The organism is Dactylosporangium sp. NPDC049140 (genome assembly GCF_040648435.1).
Window position 1 is genome coordinate 150,389 of the sequence record NZ_JBEZDS010000013.1, and the last position, 14,551, is coordinate 164,939.

13 protein-coding genes are annotated in these 14,551 nt (G+C 73.2%); 7 read left to right on the top strand and 6 right to left on the bottom strand.

Features of this window, described 5'->3' with window-relative positions:
- Positions 1–38 precede the first annotated feature (38 nt).
- A complete protein-coding gene (mtrA, locus tag AB0B76_RS22840; protein WP_223098678.1) occupies positions 39–728 on the bottom strand; it encodes an MtrAB system response regulator MtrA in 690 nt (229 codons plus the stop codon).
- A gap of 140 nt (positions 729–868) precedes the next feature.
- Between mtrA and AB0B76_RS22845 the strand changes: the two genes are divergently transcribed.
- The 5 genes from AB0B76_RS22845 to AB0B76_RS22865 are packed head-to-tail and all read left to right on the top strand — an operon-like array spanning position 869 to position 6,054.
- A complete protein-coding gene (locus AB0B76_RS22845; RefSeq protein WP_360378392.1) occupies positions 869–1,726 on the top strand; it encodes a hypothetical protein in 858 nt (285 codons plus the stop codon).
- Complete coding sequence (locus tag AB0B76_RS22850) at positions 1,723–2,286, top strand: DUF4129 domain-containing protein (RefSeq protein ID WP_360378394.1); 564 nt, start codon at positions 1,723–1,725, stop codon at positions 2,284–2,286. The genes AB0B76_RS22845 and AB0B76_RS22850 overlap by 4 nt, the downstream gene beginning before the upstream one ends.
- A complete protein-coding gene (locus AB0B76_RS22855) occupies positions 2,283–3,716 on the top strand; it encodes a DUF4350 domain-containing protein (protein WP_360378397.1) in 1,434 nt (477 codons plus the stop codon). Before AB0B76_RS22850 ends, AB0B76_RS22855 begins: the two co-directional genes overlap by 4 nt.
- Positions 3,713–4,711, top strand: a complete 999-nt coding sequence (locus AB0B76_RS22860) for a MoxR family ATPase (protein ID WP_360378399.1) — start codon at positions 3,713–3,715, stop codon at positions 4,709–4,711. The genes AB0B76_RS22855 and AB0B76_RS22860 overlap by 4 nt, the downstream gene beginning before the upstream one ends.
- Complete coding sequence (locus tag AB0B76_RS22865) at positions 4,708–6,054, top strand: DUF58 domain-containing protein (protein ID WP_360378402.1); 1,347 nt, start codon at positions 4,708–4,710, stop codon at positions 6,052–6,054. Before AB0B76_RS22860 ends, AB0B76_RS22865 begins: the two co-directional genes overlap by 4 nt.
- Here AB0B76_RS22865 and AB0B76_RS22870 read toward each other — a convergent pair.
- Positions 6,021–7,250 (bottom strand): MFS transporter, encoded by a 1,230-nt coding sequence (locus AB0B76_RS22870; RefSeq protein WP_360378404.1) that lies wholly within the window; start codon positions 7,248–7,250, stop codon positions 6,021–6,023. The genes AB0B76_RS22865 and AB0B76_RS22870 overlap by 34 nt on opposite strands.
- Positions 7,251–7,342: 92 nt before the next feature.
- Between AB0B76_RS22870 and AB0B76_RS22875 the strand changes: the two genes are divergently transcribed.
- The gene (locus AB0B76_RS22875) at positions 7,343–8,308 is read left to right on the top strand and encodes a LysR family transcriptional regulator (protein WP_360378406.1); all 966 of its coding nucleotides are present in this window, start codon (positions 7,343–7,345) and stop codon (positions 8,306–8,308) included.
- Here AB0B76_RS22875 and AB0B76_RS22880 read toward each other — a convergent pair.
- Positions 8,265–9,263 carry a stage II sporulation protein M gene (locus AB0B76_RS22880; RefSeq protein ID WP_360378408.1) on the bottom strand — a complete coding sequence of 333 codons (999 nt, stop codon included), beginning with the start codon at positions 9,261–9,263 and terminating at the stop codon, positions 8,265–8,267. The genes AB0B76_RS22875 and AB0B76_RS22880 overlap by 44 nt on opposite strands.
- Positions 9,264–9,346: 83 nt before the next feature.
- Between AB0B76_RS22880 and AB0B76_RS22885 the strand changes: the two genes are divergently transcribed.
- A complete protein-coding gene (locus AB0B76_RS22885; protein WP_360378411.1) occupies positions 9,347–10,318 on the top strand; it encodes an RDD family protein in 972 nt (323 codons plus the stop codon).
- Between the two features lies 1 nt (position 10,319).
- Here AB0B76_RS22885 and AB0B76_RS22890 read toward each other — a convergent pair whose 3' ends face one another.
- From AB0B76_RS22890 to efeO, 3 genes are read right to left on the bottom strand one after another with little or no spacing between them, the layout of a single operon-like run.
- A complete protein-coding gene (locus tag AB0B76_RS22890) occupies positions 10,320–12,053 on the bottom strand; it encodes an ABC transporter family substrate-binding protein (RefSeq protein ID WP_360378413.1) in 1,734 nt (577 codons plus the stop codon).
- Between the two features lie 46 nt (positions 12,054–12,099).
- Positions 12,100–13,356, bottom strand: a complete 1,257-nt coding sequence (gene efeB / locus AB0B76_RS22895) for an iron uptake transporter deferrochelatase/peroxidase subunit (RefSeq protein WP_360378416.1) — start codon at positions 13,354–13,356, stop codon at positions 12,100–12,102.
- A gap of 13 nt (positions 13,357–13,369) precedes the next feature.
- Positions 13,370–14,515 carry an iron uptake system protein EfeO gene (gene efeO, locus AB0B76_RS22900; RefSeq protein ID WP_360378418.1) on the bottom strand — a complete coding sequence of 382 codons (1,146 nt, stop codon included), beginning with the start codon at positions 14,513–14,515 and terminating at the stop codon, positions 13,370–13,372.
- Between the last annotated feature and the right edge of the window lie 36 nt (positions 14,516–14,551).

Sequence of the window (14,551 nt, forward strand, 5' to 3'; positions counted from 1 at the left end):
CCCGCACGATGATCGGGTCGATGCGCACCACGGACGGCCTAACCGGTCCCGGCCTTGTAGCCGACGCCGCGCACGGTCAGGATGATCTCCGGCTTCTCGGGATCGGGCTCGATCTTGGCCCGCAGCCGCTGCACGTGGACGTTGACCAGGCGCGTGTCGGCCGCGTGGCGGTAGCCCCAGACCTGCTCGAGCAGCACCTCGCGGGTGAACACCTGGCGCGGCTTGCGCGCGAGCGCGACCAGCAGGTCGAACTCGAGCGGGGTCAGCTTGACCTCCTCGCCGTCGCGCATCACGGTGTGCGCGGGCACGTCGATGGTGATCTGGTTGCCCGGAGGCCCTATGGTCAGCAGCTCCGGCGCCACGTCCTCGCCCCGGCGCAGCCGTGCGCGCATGCGGGCGACGAGCTCCTTGGGCTTGAACGGCTTCATGACGTAGTCGTCGGCCCCCGACTCCAGGCCCAGCACCACGTCGACCGTGTCGCTCTTGGCGGTGAGCATCACGATCGGCACGCCCGACTCGGCGCGGATGGACCGGCACACGTCGATCCCGCTCATGCCGGGCAGCATCAGGTCGAGCAGCACGATGTCGGGGCGGGTGTCCCGGAACGCGGCGAGAGCGCGCTCACCGTCGGCGACGAATGATGGTAGGAAGCCCTCGCTGCGCAGGACGATGCCGAGCATCTCGGCGAGGGCGGGGTCGTCGTCGACCACCAGGACGCGGGCTCTCATGCGACCCAATATTTCACCTCGGCGCCCGAGTTTGGGAACCCGACCGCCGATCATGGATTTTTCGCGTCCGATAGTGTCGATCAAGTAACCGTGAGTGATCAGGCCTCCCGAAGTCGCATGAGCCGACTACGGTGTCCGGCGTGGAGGAGACCCGGGCCGTGATACCGATGCGTCCACTCACCTTCGGTGAGCTGCTCGACGCCGCCGTGTCGCTGCTGCGCGCTCAGGCTCCGCTGCTCCTCGGCGCCGCGTTCGTGCTCGCCGCGGTCCAGCAGGTGTTGCTGTATCCGCTGCGCGAGTGGGCCCACATGCGGCCGCCCGCCTACTGGCTCGTCCTCGACGACTATCCGGCCCAGTCCTGGCTGGTGTTCTGCGTCTCCATGGCGCTGGAGGCCGGCGTGCTGAGCCTGCTCGGCGGGTTCGCGGGCGCCGCGGCCGGCCCGGGCCTGCTCGGCCGCAAGGTCCGCGGGCGCGACCTGCTGCGCCAGGTGCTGCGCCGCGCGCTGCCGCTGCTCGTGATCGCGGCGCTGACCGCCGCCCTGATCTTCGCCACCTCGCTCGTGCTGATGCTGCCCTGGCCCCTGCTCTTCGGGCTGCTCGGGCTGGCCCCGCCCGCCCTGGTGGTGGACCGCATCGGGCCGTTCCGGGCCATCGGCCGCTCGTTCAAGCTCGCCGGGCGCGGGCTGCGGGGCGTGTTCATCCGCGTCGGGGGGTACATCAGCTGGGCGGCCATCCGCCTGGCGCTCGGCCTCGGCGGCGCGGCGCTGCTGGAGATCTGGCTGCGGCCCTACGGGACGGGCTACGCGATCGCCATGATCGCCGTCTGGACGATCGTCGACACGGTGGCCTACGCGGCGCTCGCCTGCATCGACGCGGTGCTCTACATCGAGGTCCGGATGCGGGTCGAGGGCCTCGACGTGGCCATCGGCCGGCTGCGGCGCCTGAACCGCCCGATCGACCTGGCGGGCTCCGTCATCCTCGGGGCGGCGGTGCGATGACCAGGGGCTGGGCGACCTTCCTGCAGGCCGTCGACGACTGGATCGGCGTGCCCCTGGCGGCGGTGCTGCTGCTCGTGGCCGCGCTCGCCTCCGGCCTGCTGTACTACTTCTACCCCCGCTGGATCCCGAAGCGTTTCCCGCGCCTGCGCCTGGGCCGCCAGCGCAAGGGCAAGGAGCAACAGCAGCAGCTCGACGTCGACCTCGGCCCGGACGACGAGCCGGAGGCCGAGCCGTCCGCCGGCGAGGCGGTGCCGGAGCTGCCGGCCCACGTCTTCGCGTCGCTGGCCGACCGGCTCGCCGCCGAGGGCCGCTACGCCGAGGCGGTCCGCGAACGGCTCCGGGCGATGGTCCGCGGGCTCGTCGAGCGCCACGTCATCGAGCACCAGCCCGGAATGACCGTCACCGAGCTGGCCCGCGCGGCGGGGGCGGCCCGGCCGGCCGTCGCGGCGCCGATGAGCAGCGCCTCCGGGATCTTCTCCGACATCTGGTACGGCGAGCGCCCCGCCACCGCCGAGCACGACGGCCGCATGCGGGAGCTCGCCGCGGAGGTCGGCCGATGACGACAGCGACGACGACGCCCACGGCGACGGTGCCGCCCGCACCGTCCGCGAAGCCCCGGAAGGCGCGCAACCGGCGGTGGCTGCGGCTGGTGCTGCCGCCCGCGGCCGTGCTCCTGCTGATGCTCGTGGGCACGCTGGTGTACCAGTGGGGCGAGCCGAACGCCGACGACGAGGCCTTCCTGTCGCCCAGCAGCCGGGACGGCATCGGGGCCGCCGACCTCGCCGGCCGGGTGCGCCAGGCCGGCGTCGACATCGTCACCGAGCACAAGAGCTCCGACGCGCTCGTCGCGGCCTACGGCGGCAACGCCACGCTGCTGATCACCACGCCGCAGCTGATGCACAAGTACTACCTGCGCATGCTCAAGGTGCTGCCCGCCACCACCCGGGTGGTGATCGTCGAGCCCGGCTCCGCCACCATCGCCGAGGGGCTGCTGCCGATGCAGGGCACGGCCCGCAACTACATCGCGAAGACCGCCGCGCCCGGCTGCGACTACGCGCCCGCGGCCCAGGCCGGGACGGCGGCGGTGGTGCGCACCCGCTACGGCCCCCTCGACCCGGACCTCGGCCGCGAGGTCGCGCGCTGCTACGACGACTCGCTCGTGGTGTACCAGCGGGCGGGCGTCAACGTCACCGTCGTGGGCTCGACCGACCCGTTCCGCAACGACCGCATCGGCGAGCACGGCAACGCGAAGCTGGCCACCGGGCTGCTCACCGGCGCGCCGCGGCTCATCTGGCTCGACCTGCACCGGCGCGAGCCCCCGCCCGGGATCACCGACGACCCCGGCCTCGCGGGCGCCCCGGGCGCGCCGCCGTCGCTGCGCCCGGTCGACCCGTCCAACCCCGGCGACCCGCGCGACACCGACTTCCCCCAGGCGGGCCGGGGCGCCACCCCCAACGCGCCGCAGCCGGGCAACGGCAAGAACGATGAACCCCGGCCGCCGGACGACCCGCCCAACCCGCTCTGGAGCGCGTTCCCGCCGTGGACGTACGTCGCGACCGCCCTGGCCGTGCTGGGCGTCGTCGCGCTCGCGGTGGCGATGGCCCGCCGCCTCGGCGCGCCAGTGGTCGAGCCGCTGCCGGTGGTCGTGCGCTCCAGCGAGACCGCGATCGGCCGGGGCCGGCTCTACCAGCGCGCGAAGGCCCGCGGGGAGTCGCTGCAGGTGCTGCGCGACGCGGCCGTGGTCCGGCTGACCCGGCTGCTGCGCCTCGACCCCGACGTCGAACGGCCGGTGCTCATCGAGGCGGTCGCGGCCAGCAGCGGATGGCCGCCGCCCGCGGTCGAGCACACGCTGTTCGGGCGCCCGCCCGACACCGACGACGAGCTGGTCGCCGCGGCCGTGAGCCTCGAGCAGCTCGTCAACGCCGTCACGACCGAACAACCCGGAGCGCAGCCGGCCCCGGCCGCCCCATTCGAAGGAGAGCCACGGTGACCGACATCGCCACCCCGCTGATCGAAGGCTCGCCCGAGGCCGGCGCGCAGCAGGCCCGGGCCGCGCTCGGGCGCCTGCGCGCCGAGGTGGGCAAGGTCGTCGTCGGGCAGGACGCGGTCGTGACCGGCATGGTCATCGCGCTGCTGGCCCGCGGCCACGTGCTGCTGGAGGGGGTGCCCGGCGTCGCCAAGACGCTGCTCATCCGCACCATCGCGGCCGCCCTCGACCTCGACGCCAAGCGGGTGCAGTTCACCCCCGACCTGATGCCCGGCGACGTCACCGGGTCGCTGATCTTCGACGCCCGCAGCGCGGAGTTCCAGTTCCGCGAGGGGCCGGTCTTCACCAACCTGCTGCTCGCCGACGAGATCAACCGGACCCCGCCGAAGACCCAGGCCTCGCTGCTGGAGGTCATGGAGGAGCGGCAGGTGTCGGTCGAGGGCATCGCGCGGCCGCTGCCCGACCCGTTCCTGGTCGCCGCGACGCAGAACCCGATCGAGTACGAGGGGACGTATCCGCTGCCGGAGGCCCAGCTGGACCGGTTCCTGGTCAAGCTCACGGTCCCGCTGCCCACGCGCGACGAGGAGATGGGCGTGCTGCGCGCGCACCACCAGGGCTTCGACCCGCGCCGGCTGCGCGAGGCCGGGGTGCAGGCCGTGGCCACCGCGACCGACCTGGCCCTCGGGCGCGCCGCGGTGCAGCGGGTCTCGGTGGCCGACGGCGTGCTGGCGTACATCGTCGATCTGTGCCGGGCGACCCGGGTCTCGCCGTCGCTGGAGCTGGGCGCGTCCCCGCGCGGGGCGACGGCGCTGCTGGCCGCGTCCAAGGCGTGGGCCTGGCTGACCGGGCGCGACTACGTGACCCCGGACGACGTCAAGGCCCTGGCCCGCCCGACGCTGCGGCACCGGGTGCGCCTGCGGGCCGAGGCCGAGCTCGAGGGCGTCACCACCGACAACGTGCTCGAGTCGGTGCTGGCCACCGTCCCGACCCCGCGATGATCACCTGGCGGGCGGCGGCGCTGCTCGGCGGCGGGGCGGTCGTCATCGCGCTCGCCGGGGCCATCGTGGGCGGCTCGATCTCGGCGCCCTGGCTGTGGGTCGCGGCCGGGCTGCTGGTGCTCGCCGTCGCCGCCGCGTGCGTCGTGGACTGGCTCAACGCCGCCTCGCCGAAGCTGCTGCGGGCGAGCCGCACCGGCGACCAGTCGCTGTGGCTCGGCGAGACCGGCCGGGTGACCCTGCTGCTGCAGAACCGCTCCAACCGGGTGCTGACCGGGCGGGTGCGCGACGCGTGGGTGCCCTCCGCCGGCGCCACGCCCACGATGCACGACGTGCGGATCGAGCCGGGCCGCACGGTCGGCGTGACCACCACGCTCACCCCGACGCGGCGCGGCGACCGGCCGGCCGTGCGGGTGCTGGTGCGCTCGGTCGGGCCGTTCGGGCTGATGTACCGCCAGACGAGCCGGCGGGCCGCGGACCGGCTCACGCCGTCGTGGCGGCTGCGGGTGTACCCGCGCTTCCACAGCCGCCGCCTGCTGCCCGAGAAGCTCTCCCGCCTGCGCGTGCTGGACGGCTCCGTGGTGACCCGGGGCCGCGGCCAGGGCACCGAGTTCGACACGCTGCGCGAGTACGTGGTCGGCGACGACGTGCGCTCGATCGACTGGCGCGGCAGCGCCCGCCGCTCCGACATCGTGGTGCGCACCTGGCGGCCCGAGCGCGACCGGCGCCTGGTGTGCGTGCTCGACACCGGCCGCACCTCCGCCGCCCGCATCGGCGACGAGCCCCGCCTCGACGCGGCCATGGACGCCGCGCTGCTGCTCGCCTCGGTCGCCGCCCGCGCCGACGACCGCGTCGACCTGCTCGCCGTGGACACCGCCGTGCGCGCCTCGGTCACCAACGTCGACAAGCGCACGCTGCTGTTCCGGCTGGTCACCACCATGGCCCCGCTCGAGCCGGCCCTGGTCGAGACCGACTTCGGCCTGGTCGCGGGCGAGGTGCTGCGCCGTGAGCGCAAGCGGGCCCTGGTCGTGCTGTTCACCGCGCTGGAGCCCGGCGCGCTCGGCGAGGGCCTGCTGCCGGTGCTGCCCCAGCTGGCCGCCCGGCACAAGCTGATCGTCGCCGCGGTGCACGACCCGGAGCTGACCCGCATGGCCCACGTGACGCCCGACGCGACCCCGTCCGACGTGTACGCCGCGGCCGCCGCCCAGCGCGCGCTGGCCGAGCGCGACCGGGTGGCCGCGGCGCTGCGCCGGCACGGGGTCGAGGTCGTGGACGCCCCGGCCGACGAGTTCGCCTCCCGCCTGACCGACCACTACCTCGCGCTCAAGCACACCGGCCGGCTCTGATCCTGCAGCTTCGGCAGCAGCAGCGGCGTGCCGAGGACCAGCAGGCCGACGACCGCGATCGCCGTGCGGGGGCCGGTGACGTCGGCCAGCACACCGCCGAGCGCGGTCAGCAGCGCGATCGCGGCGCTGCTGCCGATCGACCAGGCCGACAGGGTGCGGGCGGCCCGCTCCTTCGGGATCTCCTCGAGCCGGTACGTGGCCAGGACCGGGTTGTACAGGCTCATGCTCACGATGATCGCGAGCTCGACCGCGATCACCGTGGCCAGCCCGGCCGGCCCGGGCCCGACGAACGCGAGCCCGACCAGCCAGACCGCGCGCAGGGTACCGACCACGCGCACGACCCGCCGGCGGCCGTACCGCGCCACGACCCGCGGCGCGAGGCGCGAGCCCACCAGGCCGCCGAGGCAGGGGGCGGCGAAGGCGAGGCCGTACTGCCACGGCGCGAACCCGAGCTGCCGGAGCAGGAGCACGGCCAGCAGCGGCTCGGTGGCCATGATCAGCCCGCCCACGAGCAGCTGGTTCGCGTAGAGCGCGCGCAGGCCGGGGTGGCTCAGCAGGTACCGCCAACCGTCGAGGAGCTCGCCGAGGCCCGTCCGGCGGGCGGCGCGCACCGGGGGCTCCTCGCGGTCGCGGATCGCCGCGATGCCGAGCGCGGACAGCAGGTAGCTCAGCGCGTCGGCCACGATGCTGGTGACCGGCCCGAACAGCCCGACCGCGGCGCCGCCGAGCGGGGGCCCGACCGCGATGGAGCTCCAGTTCGTGGACTCGAACCGCGCGTTGGCCACGAGGAGGTCCTCGGGCCGCACCACCGTCTTGAGGTAGGCGCCGCTCGCCGCGCCGAAGGCGATCTTGGCCGCCGCGACGAAAGCCGAGACCGTCAGGAGCTGCGCGAAGCTCAGCCGGCCGAGGGCGTACGCGATCGGCACGGTCATCATCGCCGCGAACCGGGCCACGTCCATGGCGATCATCACCGGCCGCTTGCGGCGGAACTCCACCCACGGCCCGAGCGGCAGCGCGATCAGCGCCCCGACCGCGGGGCCCATCGCCGACAGCGCGGCCACCTGCCCCGGGCCGGCGTGCAGCGCGAGGACCGCGATGAGTGGCAGGGCGCCGAAGCCCAGCCCGGAGCCGTACGCGCTTACCGCGTACGCCGCCCACAACCACCCGAACCGCGCACCCAGACTCCGCCTCGCCACGCCGGGGATCACAGCAGAATCGGCACTGGGCAGGCAAACAACGCGGCCGGCGGCGCGCCACAACAGCCAGTTGTACACATAGGGTCGGCGGCGTGCATCTCGACGCCGTGCGCACCTTCGTCGCCGCCGCCGACGCCGGGCGGTTCCAGGAGGCCGCGGCCGAGCTCGCGATCACGCAGCAGGCGGTCTCCAAGCGCATCGCCGCGCTCGAGCGCGACCTGAACGTGCGCCTGTTCACCCGCACGGCGCGCGGCGCCCGGCTCACCGCCGACGGCCAGGCGTTCCTGCCCCACGCCCGGGAGCTGCTGCGGGTGGCCGAGCGCGCCGACGCCTCCGTGCGCCCCGGGCGCCGGGCCCTGCGCGTCGACGTCGTCAACCGGCGGATCGCGGCGGCCGTCCTCCTGCAGGATTTTTATCGGGTGTACCCCCAGATCGACCTCGACGTCGTGACGCTGGCCGGGGACGTCGACACGGCCGCCGCCGCCGTCGGGGCCGGGACGGTCGACGCGACCTTCCACGCCGTGCCGGGGCCCGAGCACCGCCTGCCGGACGGGATCGGGGCCGCGCACGTGCTCGACGAGCCGCACGAGCTGCTCGTCGGGCCGCGCCACCCGCTCGCCGACGCCGCCGCCGTGACGCCCGCGGAGCTGGCCGGGCACCGCATCCGGATGCCGGGGCTGTCCGCCGGCACCGAGTGGGGCGCCTACTACGACGAGCTCGCCGCCGTCTTCGGGCTCACCATCGACGTGGTCGGGCCGATCTTCGGCAACGAGGCGCTGCTGGCCGAGATCGCCGCCTCCGCGGACGTGGCGACGCTGGTCGGGGCGGGCTCGTGGTACATGTGGCCGGACGCCTACGACCTGCGCCGCGTCCCGGTGCGCGACCCCGCGCCGGTGTACCCGATGTCGCTGCTGTGGCGGCTCGACAACCCGCACCCGGCGCTCGGCCGGCTGCGCTCCTACCTGCAGGGCCGCCGCACCCGGCCGGACGGCGAGGTCTGGACGCCCACGTGGGTCAGGCGGCCGGGAGCGACTCCTGGGCGATCTCTCCCTCGATAGCGGCGGTGGCGCCCTCCAGGTGGGCCCGGCGGCCGAGGACGAAGACGTACGCCAGGAACGCCGCCCAGACCACGAAGCCGATGAAGTCCCGCACGATGTACGGCAGCATGCCCGCGGGCGTCACGAACGCCTCCAGCAGGCCGCTGACCAGGAGGACGGCCACGAGCCCGAGGGCGACGAGCATGCCCTCCATCGCCGTCTCGGCCAGGGCGCGGCCGCGGGTGCGCAGCGCGCCCGGGGCGACCCAGGACCAGCCGATGCGCAGGCCCACGCCGGCGCCGATGAACACGGCGGTCAGCTCCAGCAGGCCGTGCGGGACGATCAGGCCGAAGAACGTGTCGGTGCGGCCGTACGCGATCATCACCCCGCCGATGAGCCCGACGTTGAGGGCGTTCTGGAACAGCAGGTACACCACCGGGAAGAACACGACACCGGCGGCGAGACACTCGCCGGTGAGCAGCGCGTTGTGGGTCCAGACGCGCAGGAACTGGTTCTGCGGCAGGTACTGGCTGTAGTACCCCTCGAACTGGTTGTTGACCAGGTCGCCGATCTCGCCGTCGGACATGAAGTACCCGGCCACGTCGGGGTTGGCCGCCACGTAGGCCATGAGGGAGAACGTGAACAGCGAGAAGACCGTCGCCACCCCGCACCACCAGGGCCAGGCGCGGTACACCGCCAGCGGGAAGGTGTGTGTGAAGAAGCGGACGACCGTGGCCGGCGAGAACGAGGGCGCGCCGGTGAGCGCGTTGCGACCGCCGAGCACCAGGCGGGACAGGCGCGCGACCAGGATCGGCTCGGGCGAGCGGCTGCGGATCAGCGACAGGTGGGTCGCGGCGCGCTGGTACAGCGCGACGAGCTCGTCCGCCTCGGCGGCGCCGAGCTTGCGCCGCTTCGACAGCTCCTCGAGCCGCCGCCATTCGGCGTTGTGCTCGCCCACGAAGGCGTCCAGGTCCACTCCGGCAGCGTAGACGGCGCCGTCACCTCCCGGGGGTCCCGGCCGGGCCCCGTGACGTGCGCCGTTGTAGCAGACTGTCAGCCATGACCGACACCTCGGCCGCGGCGGCCCCCGGCGAGCGCCTCGTCAGCGGCGAGGCCGTCGAGCTCGAGGTGCGGGTGGCCCGGGCCGGTTCGCGCGTGCTCGCCCTGATGCTCGACATCGCGCTGCAGTGCCTGCTGCTGATCGCGCTGCTCTTCGCCACCGCGCTCGTGGTGTGGCTGACAGTGCGCACGAACATCTTCGACGAGGGGCTGCTTGAGGCGATCGTCGTGGTGCTGATGGCCGTGACGCTTGTCGGTTACCCGGTGTTCTGGGAGACCTTCCTGCGCGGCCGCACGCCGGGCAAGGCGGCGATGGGCCTGCGCGTGGTGCGCGACGACGGCGGCCCGGTGCGCTTCCGCCACGCGCTGGCCCGGGCCCTGGTCGGCCTCGCCATCGAGTGGCCGGGCCTGCTCTTCCCGGTCGTGTCGTGGCTGGGCAGCCTGGGCGTGCTGATGCTCAACCCGAGCGGCAAGCGCATCGGCGACCTCGTGGCCGGCACGATCGTCATCCACGAGCGCACGCCGGCCGCCTGGGGCTGGGTGCCGGCCATGCCCCCGCCGCTGACCCGCTGGGCCGCCCTGCTCGACCTCACCGGCCTCGACGACAGCCTCGCGCTGGCGGTGCGCCACTTCCTGGCCCGCAACCGCGAGATCGCCGAGCCGGCGCGCACGGCCCTGGGCCAGGCCCTGGCCCGCGAGGTCGCGAGCCGCACGACGCCGCCGCCCCCGCCGGGGGTGCCCGGCTGGGCCTACCTGGCCGCCGTCCTGGCCGAACGCCACCGCCGCTCGAGCCACCGCCTGGCGCGCGCCCGCGCGGCCTCGGCCGCGGTGTGGCCGGGCCTCTACGCCGCCGTCACCCCGCGCATCCTGCCGCCGAAGCACCGGGCGAGCGTGTCCGGCCCCTGGGCCCCGCCCCTGCCCGCGCCGCCGGCGCAGCCGCCGATGCCGCGCCCGCCGGTCCCGCACGCCTGAGTCAGGTCGAGCGCAGGCCCCACTCCTGGATGTTGTACGTCGGGCCCCACACGGACGGGTTGTCGCGGATGTTGGCGTACTCGGAGTAGGTGAACGTGAGCGTCGGCCGCTGCATCAGCGGCAGCACGTACGCGTCCTTCGTGAGCAGGTCGTCGGCCTGGTTGAGCAGGTCCGCCGCGTGGCGCGGGTCGACGTCGATGGACGCCGAGTGCACCAGGCGGTCCAGCTCGGCGTTGGAGTACCCGCCGTAGTTGGCCGCCGCCCCGGTCGCCCAGCGCCGCGCGGCCGCGCCCTGGTACAGCGGCCCGTTCACGAAGTCGGCCAGTACTAGGTCGAAGTCGCCCGCGGTGAGGGTCTGGCCGAGGCCGTCGCTCGGGTCGGGGTGGGCGTCGATGCCGACGTTCTTGAGCGCGGCCGAGATCAGTTCCGCGGCCGCGGCGCGGGTCGCGTTGCCCTTGTCGTAGCGCAGGCGCAGGGTCGGCACGGCCTCGCCGGCCTTCGTCGACAGGCGGCCGTTGTCCAGCTTGTAGCCGGCGTCGGTGAGCAGCTTCTTGGCCTTCTCGCTGTCGCCGGTGCCCTGCCCGGTACCGGAGATCACGTCCTTGTAGGCGGTGTCCCCGGGCACGAAGTTGTGGCTGCCCAGCGGCTTGAGGTTCTTGTCGAACGCGCCGTACGTCTTCTCGACCACGGTCTTGACGCTGACCGCGGTGAACAGCGCCCGCCGCAGCACCGGGTCGGCGAGGTACTTGTTGCGCACGTTGAGGGTCAGGTGCTCCCAGGCGTAGCTCTCGCCCACCTCGTAGATCACCCCGGGCACGCCCGCCACGCCGGCGACGAGGGCCTGGCTCGGCTGCGGCGACATGCCGGTGAGCTCCTTGGCCTTGAGCGCGGGCAGGATCGCGTTGGGGTCGGTGACGAACTTGAACGTGATGGTGTCCAGCGAGGGCTTGATCTTTCCGTACCACTTGTCGTTCTTCTTGAGCACGACGCTCTGGCCCTGGTTGTAGGCGTCGATCTGGTACGGCCCGCCGGACCAGGTCGGCACCGTGCGGGCGAACCAGTCGGAGGCGGCCGCCACACCGTCGGGCTTGGCGAGGTCGAAGCCCTGCTTGGTGGCCAGGTGCGAGGGGTACAGCCCGTCGCTGGAGAAGTTGCCCTTCCAGTCGCCGTAGGTCTTGCCGTCGATGAAGGTCATCGTGACGGTCTTGCCGCCGTCGGAGCCGACGATGCTCTTGATCACGTCGTAGCCGGCGGTGGCGGCGGGCGTGCAGCCCGCACAGTGCAGCGGGTTGCCCGAGTTCTGCTTCCAGGCGAAGACGAAGTCGTCGGCGCTGATCGGGATCCCGTCGCTCCAGACGGCGTCGGGCCGGATCTTGTAGACGATCGTCTCGGGGTTCTGGTTGGTGATGTCGGCGGTGCTCACCAGGTCGGCGTTGAGCTGGAGGCGGCCCTGCGGGTCGACCTTGAACACCTGCGGCAGCAGGCCCGACATCGCCTGCCGGGTGGCCGGTGAGGCGCCGTCGCGGGTGTTGACGTTCCAGTTGGCGATCGGCTGCTCGAGGCCGTAGGTGTAGGCCCCGCCGATCTTGATGTCGCCGCCGTTGCAGGTGGTCGGGTTCTTCTCGCAGTCCGCGAACCCGATGGTGGCCGTCGGCGACGGCTTGCCGGACCCACCGCCGGTGCACGCGCCGAGCAGCAGCGCGACCGCCGCCAGCGCCGCGACCGGGCCCCGCATCTGCCTTCCAGTAACAAACACCACCCGGCCACCATAGGGTGCGGGCCTAGACGAACAGGGCACGACCCCAGTAGTCGTCGGCGGCGGGCACCCCGGGCGGGCAGGCGAACAGCCCGCTGGAGGTGTGCCGGATGTACTCGTTGAGCGCGTCCTGCCGCGACAGGCGGGTCTGGATCGGCACGAACTGCTTGCGGGGGTCGCGCTGGTAGGCGATGAAGAACAGGCCGGCGTCGAGCCGGCCGAGCCCGTCGGAGCCGTCCACGAAGTTGTACCCGCGGCGCAGCAGCCGGGCCCCGTCGTTGAACTGCTGGTGCGCCAGGCGCACGTGGGCGTCCTCGGCGATGGCGGGCTTGCCGCCGGCGGCGGCAGCGGCGAAGTCCGGCTCGTCGAACTCCTTCGCCACCCCGTGCGCGGCGCCCTCGCCCTTGTTCCGGCCGATGATCGCCTCCTGCTCGGCCAGGGAGGTCCGGTCCCAGGTCTCGATCAGCATCCGGATCTTGCGGGTGACCATGTACGACCCGCCGGTCATCCACGCCGGCCCGTCGCCCGTCGCCACCCACAGCTGCTCGTCGAGCAACTGCGTGTCCTCGGCCTTCAGGTTCGCCGTGCCGTCCTTGAACCCGAACAGGTTCCGCGCCGTCTCCTGTGTCCGCGAGGTCGAGGACGTACGGCCGAAGCCCAGCTGCGACCAGCGCACGCTCACCACGCCGAAGCCGATCCGGGCCAGGTTGCGCACCGCGTGCACCGCGACCTGGGGGTCATGGGCGCAGGCCTGCACGCAGATGTCCCCGCCGGAGATCTCCGGCTTCAGCGTGTCCTTGGCGAACTTCGGCAGGTCGGCCAGCGCCGCCGGGCGCTGGCCGGCGATCCCGAACCGGTCCTTGCCATCGGCGGTACGGAACAGTGTCGGCCCGAAGCCGATGGTCAGCGTCAGCCCCGACGGCGGCAGGCCGAGCGCCTCCCCGGTGTCGTCCGGGGCCGCCTCCGGCTGGCCGTTCACCGCGCCGATGGCGCCCGCGTCCTTGCCCGCGGTCATCCGCGCCGCGGCCGCCGTCCACTTCTGCAGCAGCTCGACCACCTCGGCCTTCTTGTCGGTGATGACGTCGAAGGCGACGAAGTGCAGCCGGTCCTGGGCGGGCGTGACGATCCCGGCCTGGCGGGCGCCGTAGAAGGGCACCGCCGCGCCCGGGTCGTTGGCCCGGGCGGGCGGCGGCTCGTCGAAGATCTGCAGGCCGACGGCCCCGCCCGCGGCGGCCCCGATGGCCCCGGCCCCGGTCAGTCCAAGCATCTTGCGACGATCCATGGCGAAGTCAGCCTTACTTGCTCGCGACCAGGGGGGCGACCTTGCTGATCGGCTCGGCCAGGGCGTTGATGGCGTCGCCGAGGGCCTTCAGCTGGGCCTCGGACAGTTCGTTGTGCAGCTTCCAGCCGTCGCCGCTGCGGTACTTGTCCAGCTCCGCCTGCGCCGCCGTGAACTTCTCGTCCAGGCTCTTGGCCAGCGCGGCGTCCTTCTCCTCGATGACCGGGCGCAGCGCCGCGATCGCGTTGCGGGAGCCCTCGAGGTTGGCCTGGAAGTCCCACAGGTCGGTGTGCGAGAAGGTGTCCTCCTCGCCCGTGATCTTGCCGGTGGCGACCTCGTCGAGCAGTTCCTTGGCGCCGTTGGCGAGCTCGATCGGCGAGAGCGTCACGGTCTGGGCCTTGTCGACGATCGTCTTGACGTCGGCGAGCAGCTTGTCGGCGGTCGGGCCGGACTTGCTGATGTCCTTGGTGACCCAGAGGTCCTTCTCGATCTTGTGGAAGCCGGTCCACTCCTGGCCGGGCTCGAGGTCCGCCTCGCGGGCGTCGATGGCCGGGTCGAGGTCGCCGAAGCTCTCGGCCACCGGCTCGATGCGCTCCCAGTAGGTGCGGGCGATCGGGAAGAGCGACTTGGCCTTCTCGATGTCGCCGGCCTTGACCGCGTTGACGAACTCGGTCGTCTTGTCGATCAGCGCGCCGGTGTTGTTCTTCACGTACGTCTGGTAGTCCTTTGTCGCCTGCGCGAGCTTGGCGTCGTCGGTCAGCGGCTTGCTTTCGCCGGTGGCCTTGAACTGGGCGCGGATGCCGTTGCCGATCATGCCCGGCTTGCAGGCGGTCTCGTAGCTGCCGGCCGGGAGCTCGACGATCAGGTCGCGGGTGAGGCCCGGCGCGACATTCTCGACCTCGCCGACGATGCGGTCGCCGGCGGCGTACACGTAGAACTCCGTGACCTTGCCGCCCTTGTTGCTGACCGTGAAGGTGACCGGGCCCGACGCCGTCTCGGTCTTCTCGATCTTGCACTCGGTGTCGGTGGCGGTAACGGCGATCTTGCCGTTGCCGCTCGCGCCGGAACCGGCCTCCCCGTCGGCCTTGCTGTCACACGCGGCGAGCGCGGCGACGGCCAGCGCCGGTACGGCGCCGAGTGTGAGCAGGCGTGATGTACGCATGGTTCTCCTACGGAAACGTCGAAAAGGGGAGGTTCG